At 32.9% G+C, this 10,617-nt stretch carries 9 protein-coding genes; all 9 read left to right on the plus strand.

Features of this window, described 5'->3' with window-relative positions; translation table 11 throughout:
• The first annotated feature begins 1 nt into the window (after position 1).
• A complete protein-coding gene (locus AC3ASS_RS07600) occupies positions 2 to 958 on the plus strand; it encodes a ribose-phosphate diphosphokinase (protein ID WP_488282919.1) in 957 nt (318 codons plus the stop codon).
• A gap of 67 nt (positions 959 to 1,025) precedes the next feature.
• Entirely contained in the window at positions 1,026 to 1,664 is a 639-nt protein-coding gene (locus tag AC3ASS_RS07605; RefSeq protein WP_488282920.1) for a 50S ribosomal protein L25/general stress protein Ctc, read from the plus strand.
• Between the two features lie 66 nt (positions 1,665 to 1,730).
• On the plus strand, positions 1,731 to 2,294 hold the full coding sequence (pth, locus tag AC3ASS_RS07610; protein ID WP_488282921.1) for an aminoacyl-tRNA hydrolase: 564 nt from the start codon (positions 1,731 to 1,733) through the stop codon (positions 2,292 to 2,294).
• Positions 2,295 to 2,379: 85 nt separating this feature from the next.
• The gene (gene fin / locus AC3ASS_RS07615) at positions 2,380 to 2,610 is read left to right on the plus strand and encodes an anti-sigma-F factor Fin (protein WP_488282922.1); all 231 of its coding nucleotides are present in this window, start codon (positions 2,380 to 2,382) and stop codon (positions 2,608 to 2,610) included.
• Between the two features lie 91 nt (positions 2,611 to 2,701).
• Positions 2,702 to 6,241 carry a transcription-repair coupling factor gene (gene mfd, locus AC3ASS_RS07620; RefSeq protein WP_488282923.1) on the plus strand — a complete coding sequence of 1,180 codons (3,540 nt, stop codon included), beginning with the start codon at positions 2,702 to 2,704 and terminating at the stop codon, positions 6,239 to 6,241.
• Positions 6,242 to 6,474: 233 nt separating this feature from the next.
• Entirely contained in the window at positions 6,475 to 7,011 is a 537-nt protein-coding gene (spoVT, locus tag AC3ASS_RS07625) for a stage V sporulation protein T (RefSeq protein ID WP_488282924.1), read from the plus strand.
• Positions 7,012 to 7,123: 112 nt separating this feature from the next.
• Complete coding sequence (locus tag AC3ASS_RS07630) at positions 7,124 to 8,740, plus strand: putative polysaccharide biosynthesis protein (protein WP_488282925.1); 1,617 nt, start codon at positions 7,124 to 7,126, stop codon at positions 8,738 to 8,740.
• On the plus strand, positions 8,737 to 10,212 hold the full coding sequence (yabN, locus tag AC3ASS_RS07635) for a bifunctional methyltransferase/pyrophosphohydrolase YabN (protein ID WP_488282926.1): 1,476 nt from the start codon (positions 8,737 to 8,739) through the stop codon (positions 10,210 to 10,212). The genes AC3ASS_RS07630 and yabN overlap by 4 nt, the downstream gene beginning before the upstream one ends.
• A 24-nt stretch (positions 10,213 to 10,236) precedes the next feature.
• Positions 10,237 to 10,509 carry an RNA-binding S4 domain-containing protein gene (locus AC3ASS_RS07640; protein ID WP_488282927.1) on the plus strand — a complete coding sequence of 91 codons (273 nt, stop codon included), beginning with the start codon at positions 10,237 to 10,239 and terminating at the stop codon, positions 10,507 to 10,509.
• Positions 10,510 to 10,617 lie beyond the last annotated feature (108 nt).

Raw genomic sequence — 10,617 nt, forward strand, 5'->3', positions numbered from 1 at the left:
CATGTCTAGACCTTATTCAAATTCCAATTTAAAAGTATTTTCGTTAAATTCAAACCGAGCGTTAGCTGAAGAAATTGCAAGTAATATAGGGGTAAGCCTAGGGAAATGTTCCGTATCAACATTTAGTGATGGAGAAATTCAAATTAATATTGAAGAAAGTATTCGCGGATGTGACGTGTTTGTTATTCAATCAACAAGTTCCCCAGTTAATAATTATATAATGGAATTGTTAATCATGATTGATGCATTAAAACGAGCTTCTGCTAAAACCATTAATATTGTGATTCCTTATTATGGATATGCTCGTCAAGATCGTAAAGCACGTGCAAGAGAACCAATTACAGCTAAACTAGTAGCTAATTTACTTGAGACAGCAGGCGCAACAAGAGTGATTAGTCTTGATTTACATGCTCCTCAAATTCAAGGATTTTTTGATATTCCTATCGATCATCTTATGGGTGTTCCAATTTTAGCTGATTATTTTGCTCAAAAAGAATTTAATGAGGATATTGTTATTGTATCTCCAGATCACGGCGGAGTTACGAGAGCTCGAAAAATGGCTGAACGCTTAAAAGCACCTATTGCAATCATTGATAAAAGAAGACCGAAGCCTAATGTAGCTGAAGTAATGAATATTGTTGGTAATATTGAAGGAAAAATTGCCATTCTTATTGATGATATTATTGATACTGCAGGAACGATTACTTTAGCAGCAAACGCTTTAGTGGAAAATGGAGCGAAGGAAGTTTATGCTTGCTGTACGCATCCAGTCTTATCAGGTCCTGCTATTGAGAGAATATCAAACTCAAAAATTAAAGAATTAGTTGTAACAAATACAATTGCTTTACCTGAAGAAAAACGAATTGATAAAATTGTTCAACTTTCAGTAGCTTCTTTACTAGGTGAGGCTATTATTCGTGTATATGAAAATCAGTCAGTAAGTACATTATTCAATTAAAATGTTTAGATTGCCAACCTTTTGGGAACTTTGTTAATAGTACTATCTCAAAGGGAAGGTGAGCTAAATGGCATCGGTTCTTACTGCAAACGAACGTACAGATTTTAAACGATCTACTATTCGGAAGCTCCGTGAAGATGGTGAAGTACCTGCTATTGTTTATGGAAAAGATAAAGAAAGTACACCCATTTATATAAATGGCGCTGATTTTTTAAAAACCATGCGTGATGTCGGAAGACACGGTGTTTTGACTCTTGATATTAATGGGAAGAAAGAACAGGTTATTTTAAGTAGTTATCAAGAAGATCCGATTAAAAAAGCAATATTACATGCTGATTTTTTTGTTGTGGATAAAGATACAAAAGTACAAGCGGAAGTTAGAATCAACCTAGTCGGTGAGCCATTGGGCGTTAAAGACGGTGGGGTCCTGCAACAAGCAATGCATGATCTTTCCATAACGGCTATAGCAACTGATATCCCACCATCCTTCGATATCGATGTTACCCATTTGCAAGTGGGAGACACGATTACAGTTGGTGATATTAAGGGGACAATTTCTGCAGAGATTCATCATGATGATGAACAAGTAATTGCCTCTATCTTACCTCCAAAACAGGAAGAGGAAATAAATACAGGTGAAGAGCAAGAACCTGGTATTCCTGAAAATGAGGAAGGCCGGGAAACAAAAGCAAGTGAGGAATCTTAACAGACGTAACCAATACTGGTTACGTCTTTTGGCTATCATACGTATATTAAAGAAAGGGAATGGGTCATGAAACTAATTGTTGGACTCGGAAATCCGGGGAATGAATATGTAAAAACAAGACATAATATTGGATTTGAAGTGATCGATAAACTTTCACATGAAACATCTATACCATTAAATGAATCAAAGTTTAAATCTATATTTGGAAAAGGCATAATTAACGGCGAAAAGGTTATTATTATGAAACCGTTAACATATATGAATTTATCAGGAGAGGCTATAAGACCTTTAATGAATTACTATGATATTGCAGTTGAGGATCTACTTGTTATCTATGATGATTTAGATTTACCAGTAGGAAAAATTCGGTTAAGACAAAAAGGTAGTGCTGGTGGTCATAACGGTATTAAATCAACGATTGCCCATCTTGGAACAAATTCATTTAATCGAATTCGTATAGGTATAGATCGACCTAAAGGAGATATGCCTATACCAAATTATGTTCTTGGGAGATTTTCCAATGATGAATGGTTGATAATGGAGGAAGTTATAGATAAATGTGTTAATGCTTGCAAACTCTGGATGGAAAAACCATTTCTAGAGGTCATGAATGTTTATAATCAATCATAAAATACAGGCAAATAAGTAAACAAAGGAATAACATTTCCCAAAAGCGATAATACTAACGATACAAATACTTTTGGGAGTGATTTTATTGGCCCTTCATTATTTTTGTCGACATTGTGGGGTTAAAATAGGTTCAATTGAACAAACGTATGTGGACGCCGAAAAATTAGGATTTCATAAACTATCAGAATCTGATAGGATGGAAATGATTTCCTATGAACCTACTGGTGATATTCATATAAAATCTATATGTGAAGATTGTCAGGAATCATTAGAAAAAAATCCGGATTATCATCAGTATGATTTTATTATCCACTAGCTTTGGACCACTCCAAAGCGTTTTTCTGTTGGAATGATAATAAATTTTGATAGATTTTTGGATCGTGCGTTTGTATAGAGGGGAGGGCATTATGGACGGATTAATCAATGAAATAATAAAAAAAGATGATATCCAAAGTATTACCAATGGAATTCAGGAAGGACTTAAAGAACAATTAGTGAGCGGATTAAGCGGGTCCAGTCGCTCTTTGTTTGTTTCTACATTATATAAAAAATTAAATGAGTCAATCGTTGTTGTAACTCATAATTTATTGCAAGCTCAAAAAATTTATGAAGATTGTATTCAGTTAATCAACGAAGAAGAAGTGTATTTATATCCCTCAAATGAATTAATAGCAGCGGAAATGAGCATCGCTAGCCCGGAATTGAGAGCTCAACGAATAGAAACGCTAAATATTCTTAGTCGGAATAAAAAAGGAATTATTATAGCTCCTGTAGCTGGCCTACGAAAATTGTTACCACCAATGGAGTTATGGAAAAAATATCAATTACACCTAAAACTAGGCGATCAAATTGATTTAAATGTATTTTTGAACAACATTATTCGCATGGGTTATTCACGTGTTGAAATGGTTTCAACTCCTGGAGAATTTAGTATTCGTGGAGGAATTATTGACATTTATCCTTTAACAGAACCTAATCCGCTTCGTATAGAATTATTTGATGATGAAATCGATTCCATTAGAACTTTCTTTGTTGATAATCAAAGGTCGATAGATAAATTGGAAGAAATTTGGATAGGACCTGCTTCTGAAATAATCTTAGAATCGGAACATTATCATCAAGCAACAGAGAAATTGGAAAGTAAATTAGGTGAAAGTTTAAAAAAAATTGAAAATGAACAAATAAAGCAATTGTTGACCATTCATATTCGCCAAGAGTTAGAACAATTAAAAAATGAACAGAAGCCAGAACAACTCTTTAAATATCTATCTATTTTATATGAAAAACCTGCAAGTTTACTAGATTATGTTCCTCAATCATCGATTATTTGTATAGATGAAATTAGCAGAGTCAATGAAATTCGAGCATCTTTAGAAAAAGAGGAAGCAGAGTGGGAAACAAGTTTGTTGAGTGAAGGAAAAATCGTTCATGATTTAATAATATCGCATGATCTTCAATCCTTATTAAATCATACAAAACATCCATTGTTGTACTTTTCACTTTTTTTGCGACATGTTCCTAATACTAATCCGCAAAATATTATCAATATTTCTTGCAAACAAATGCAAAATTTCCATGGACAAATGCATGTGCTAAAAGCAGAATTGGAAAGATGGAAAAAGGCAAATTACACTATAATATTTTTGGGAGAAAATGAAGAACGGGTAGATCGAATAGAACGAGTTTTAAATGATTATCAAATAGATGTTGTAGTAAATAAAAACAGCGATCAAATTCTCTCCAAAAAAAATCAAATATTTCAAGGTTCGTTGCAGAACGGGTTTGAAATGCCTATGTATCGCTTGGCTGTTATAACAGAAGGAGAGTTGTTCCATAAGCGAGCAAAAAGAACTAAACATCGACAAAAATTATCTAACGCAGAACGGATCAAAAGTTATTCTGAACTTAGTGTTGGAGACTATGTCGTACACGTTAATCACGGCATAGGAAAATATTTAGGTATTGAAACATTAGAAATAAATGGTGTCCATAAAGATTATTTACACATTCGATATCAAGGCGATGATAAATTATACGTTCCAATCGATCAAATTCATTTAGTTCAAAAATATGTTGGATCAGAAGGAAAAGAGCCTAAAGTTTATAAACTTGGTGGTAGCGAATGGAAACGAGTGAAAAAGAAAGTAGAAAATTCTGTTAAAGATATTGCAGAAGATTTAATCAAGTTGTATGCAGAGCGAGAAGCATCTGTTGGTTTTGCTTTTTCTCCTGATAATGAGTTAATGAAAGAATTTGAAGCAGCATTTCCGTATAAAGAAACAGAAGATCAACTCCGCTCCATTCGTGAAATTAAACGTGATATGGAAAGGCCTCGACCAATGGATCGACTATTATGTGGAGACGTTGGATATGGTAAAACAGAAGTGGCTTTACGTGCTGCTTTTAAAGCAATAATGGATGGGAAACAGGTTGCTTTTTTAGTCCCTACTACCATTCTTGCACAACAACATTTTGAAACGATGCGTGAAAGATTTCAAGATTATCCTATTAAAATAGGCTTATTAAGCCGTTTTAGAACTAGAAAAGAACAACAGGAAACAATCAAAGGTTTAAAAGCAGGAACAGTTGATATTGTTGTAGGAACTCACCGATTATTATCTAAAGATGTTCAATTTCATGATTTAGGTCTATTAATTATTGATGAAGAACAACGTTTTGGAGTTTCTCATAAAGAAAAAATTAAACAAATGAAGACAAATATTGATGTTCTTACCTTAACGGCAACACCAATCCCAAGAACACTCCATATGTCTATGCTTGGAGTAAGGGATTTATCAGTGATAGAAACTCCACCTGAAAATAGATTTCCTGTACAAACATATGTTATGGAGTATAACGGTTCTTTAGTAAAAGAAGCGATTGAAAGGGAACTTGCTAGAGACGGTCAAGTGTATTTTCTTTATAACAGAGTGGAAGATATTGAACGAAAAGCAGAAGAAATATCAATGCTAGTTCCTGATGCCAGAGTGGCATATGCTCATGGTCAAATGTCAGAAACAGAATTAGAAGGAATAATTTTAGCATTTTTGGATGGAGAATATGATGTATTAGTAAGTACGACCATTATTGAAACAGGTGTCGATATTCCAAATGTTAACACATTAATTGTCTATGATGCTGATCGCATGGGTTTATCGCAGCTTTATCAATTGCGAGGCCGTGTAGGTCGTTCTAACAGAATTGCATATGCATATTTTACGTATAGGAAAGATAAGGTCTTAACAGAAGTAGCGGAAAAACGACTTCAAGCAATTAAAGAATTTACTGAACTTGGTTCTGGTTTTAAAATCGCCATGAGAGATTTATCCATACGTGGTGCTGGTAATATTTTAGGGGCAAAACAACATGGATTTATTGACTCTGTTGGATTTGATTTATATTCTCAAATGTTGAAGGATGCCATCGAAGAAAGAAAAGGAGAAAAGAAGGAAGAGAAAAACGAGAGTATTGAAATTGATTTGGAAGTAGATGCATATATTCCTGAATCATATATTAATGATGGATACCAAAAAATTGAGATGTATAAACGATTCCGTGGAATTACTTCATTTGAAGAAATAGAGGAACTACAAGAAGAAATGATTGATCGATTTGGTGATTATCCAGAAGAAGTTGCTTATTTATTTTTAATTACTGAAATAAAAATATATGGAAATAATATTAAAGTAGAATCTATTAAGCAAATAAAAGATCAAGTAAATGTGTTGTTTCAGGAAGAACAAACTCACAAAATAAACGTGAAAAATATAGTTCGAATCACTCAACCATACGGAAGAATGATCGGATTTGGTATGGAAGATAATAAATTAAAAATTGTTCTCCATACAAAAGGAATTGAACCAGCTAAATGGTTGTCCATATTGCATGATTTATTTAAACATATAAATGATTCGTTGTATGAGAAGTCAACAGCTATATCCTCATAGAGTGAAGAATGTGGAATAAAAAATTGAATTTCAAAAGATGAAGGTAACATAGCCTTCATCTTTTTTTTACACAATTATACACTATTTCCATATTTCATTATGTAAAGAAAAAAACAGAGAATGTGCATAGAACTTCCCATATGAAAGATACTAATTCTAAACAAAGGTGATGATTTCAAAAAAAGAGAAATCGTTACCAGAACAATCATCAGATGAAAGTGAGGCATCTAAAGATGAAAGCAACAGGTATTGTTCGTCGTATTGATGATTTAGGTCGCGTAGTAATTCCGAAAGAAATCCGTAGAACTTTGAGAATTCGCGAAGGTGACCCGTTGGAGATATTTGTTGACAGAGATGGAGAAGTCATTTTAAAGAAATATTCACCGATTAGTGAGTTAAGTGATTTTGCAAAAGAGTATGCTGAAGCCTTGTTTGACAGCTTAGGAAGCCCAGTATTCATTTGCGACAGAGATGCCGTAATTGCCGTGGCAGGAGGTTCTAAAAAAGACTACTTAAATAAAAATATTAGTGATTTAATTGAAAGAACGATGGAAGATCGTACATCTATATTAGAGACAAAATCATCTAATATCTCTTTCGTAGAAGGGTTTGAAGAAACAATATCTTCTTATACCATCAGTCCTATTATTGCTAACGGAGATCCAATTGGAGCTGTAATTATTTATTCTAAAGATCAGACCATTGGTGAGGTAGAAAAAAAGGCTGCAGAAACTGCTGCTGGATTTTTAGCTCGTCAAATGGAACAATAATAGTAATTCAACGATCGGTTTATCCGATCGTTTTTTATTGTTAAACCCATGGAATCTTTAATATATGCTATAATACATCCGTTATTGTGTAATTTATAAAGAGGGGAATCATATGGGCCCATCAATAAAAATGCAAACATCTAACTTGATAAAAAGTGCGTTTATATTAACTTTTGCTGCCATTATTACAAAAATTTTATCAGCTATTTATCGAATCCCATTTCAAAATTTAGTTGGAGACATAGGGTTTTATATTTATCAACAAGTATATCCCTTTTATGGGATTGCCTTATCTCTAGCAACTTATGGATTTCCTGTAATCATTTCTAAAATATATGCTGAAAAAATAGCAAGTAACGATTTAGATGGAGCGAAATCAGTTATAGGGACTTCACTAGTTGTTCTTTTCCTTTTAAACGGTTTCGTCTTTTTTATTCTATTTTTTGGTGCGGATTTGATTGCTCATTTTATGGGGGATATCCATTTAACACCTATGATCAAGATCGTTTCATTTTCTTTTTTATTAATCCCGCTTACATCAATATTTCGTGGGTACTACCAAGGTCATGGTTTTATGCTTCCAACAGCAACATCTCAGGTAGTTGAACAGTTGGTCAGAGTTACAGGCATTATTGTATTTGCAATCATTTTACTTCGATATCATTCAGATTTATACATCGTTGGTGGAGGGGCAATATTAGCATCGATCTTAGGTAGTATATTTGCAGTAATCGTATTAATAGCATATGTTTGGAGATTGTCCAACATTAAAAGGTGGAGAATATCATTTCAATTTAAATTTTCCACTTCTGTATTCAAGAGTTTAATAACAGATGGTATTGCGATATGTATTAGCGGTATGTTATTGATAATGTTTCAATTAATGGATGCATTCCAACTATACTCAATATTATTGGACAATGGGTATACAGAATTACAAGCGAAAGAAATGAAAGGGATTTTTGATCGTGGACAACCCATTATTCAACTAGGTACGGTTTTGGCAACTTCATTATCTTTATCGCTTGTACCATTTATCTCATCGGCAAAGAAAAATAACCGCTCCATTGATCTACAAAAATATATTTGCCTTTCCTATAAAACAAGTTTTACAATTGGTGCAGCAGCTTCATTAGGTTTAATATTAATAATGGATTCATTAAATATAATGTTATTTCAAAATGCTAATGGATCTTATGAATTAAGAATTTTAGCTTTATCCATTTTATTCACATCCATTATTTTAACAAATACAGCAATTTTGCAAGGATTTGGTCAAACGACCTATCCTACGATTGTTATAATCATAGGAGTATTATTAAAATTCGTTTTTAACGAATGGTTGATTAATCAGTTGGATTCTGCAGGAGCAGCGTTATCAACAGTACTATCATTAATCGTCATAACTGTTTTGTTAGTTTGGAAAGTAAAAGAAATAACAAATATAAAAATGCTTTCTAAACAATTTTATATTGTTCTTTTTACCGGACTTATAATGTTAGCAATAATCGTATTCTTTTATTTAAACATAATGGGAAGCATAAACTTTTCAGGAAGGCTATTAGCATCTTTCCAAGCGATTTCATCAGCATTAATAGGTGGGGTAGTTTTTCTAATAATCATCATTAAAGGAAAAATGTTCAGTGCCAATGAGTTGCAATTATTTCCTCTTGGAAACATTTTAATTCGTTTTCTACCAAAAAAAGAAAGGAAAGATGGGAAAGGATGAACAAAATAACCATTGTCGGTTTAGGGGCAGGAGATATAAATCTCATGCCATTAGGAGTGTATAAATTATTAACAACCAATGAATCGACTCCCATATATATAAGAACAAAAGAACATCCTGTCGTGTATGAGCTAGAAAAACAAGAGGGGTTTAAATATCAATCATTTGATCATATTTATGAAAAATATGATAACTTTGATGATGTTTATCATGAAATTGTAAATACTCTAATCCAAGCTACAGAAAAATCGAATATTATTTACGCAGTCCCCGGCCACCCATTAATAGCTGAACGTACAGTACAACTATTACTAAATCAGGCTGACAACGCTAATGTTCATATTGAGTTTGCTGGTGGACAAAGTTTTTTAGATCCTCTTTTTCAAGCGATAAAAATCGATCCAATTGAAGGATTTCAATTATTGGATGGAACATCATTAAGAAAAGAAGACATTAACGTTCAACAACATTTAATCATAGGACAAGTTTATGATTCGTTTATAGCTTCTGAAGTAAAATTAACTTTGATGGAAAAATTACCGGATACATATAAAGTGTATATAGTAACTGCTGCGGGAACTAACCATGAATCCGTAAAGGAAGTTTCCTTATATGAGCTAGACAGAGAAGTAAAGTTAGATAATTTAACGACTGTTTATGTTCCACCGGTAAAAGATGAATCAATAGTATATAAAGATTTTTATTACTTTAAAAATATAATTGCTAAACTAAGAGGACCTGATGGATGTCCATGGGATCAAAAACAGACACATGAAAGTTTGAAAAAATATTTAATTGAAGAAGTTTATGAATTACTTGAGGCAATCAATAGTAATGAAATTGATCAAATGATTGAGGAGCTAGGAGATGTATTATTACAGGTAGTTCTCCATGCACAAATAGGTGAAGATGAAGGATATTTTGCGATAGAAGATGTCATTCACTCTATTTCTGAAAAAATGATTCGTCGTCATCCTCATGTATTTAACCGTGTAAAAGTTAAGGATGAAGAAGAAGTATTGAAAAACTGGCAATTAATTAAAGCGAAGGAAAAAGGAAATAAGGAAAAAAGTATATTCTCAGAATACAAAGGATTACCTTCGATGGTGGCCGCTTATGAAATACAAAAGGTTGTTTCAAGGTTAGGATTTGATTGGAAACACGTTGAACCAGCTATTACAAAAGTGAAAGAAGAATTAGCTGAATTAGAGGAAGAACTGAAAATGGGTAATCCAAGAACTAGTATCATAAATGAAATCGGGGATGTACTTTTCTCTGTAATAAATGTTACACGTATTTTAGATATTCATCCTGAAGAAGCACTTCATCATACCAATTTAAAATTTATGAAAAGGTTTCAATATATAGAAGAAAAGATTAAGGAAAATGGGAAAGCGTTTCAAGATTATACCTTAGAAGAACTGGATCAAATGTGGAACGAAGCAAAAAAAATAGAAAAATTACAGAAATGATTGAAATGGGGAATGAAAATGGGAATGAGATTAGACAAGTTTTTAAAGGTTTCACGACTTATTAAGAGAAGAACTTTAGCTAAGGAAGTAGCAGATAAAGGGAGAATACTAATAAATGGAAAGCAAGCAAAAGCAAGCTCCAATGTTGAAATTGGGGACGAATTGATGATTCAATATGGACAAAAAGTGGTGACTGTTAGAGTGGATCAACTTAAAGAAACGACAAAGAAAGATGAAGCGGAAGGTATGTTTACGATTATTCGAGAAGAAAGAATCAATAATGATTTACTTGAATAATTCCCTGAAAGAACAAGCAAATAGCTTGTTCTCAGACTGTCGACAAACCCCAACTCAAATGCTTCATTTGAGTTGGGGTTTGTCTTTTTTTGCTCATCATTTTCTAAG

Source organism: Bacillus sp. JST-5, from assembly GCF_057747715.1.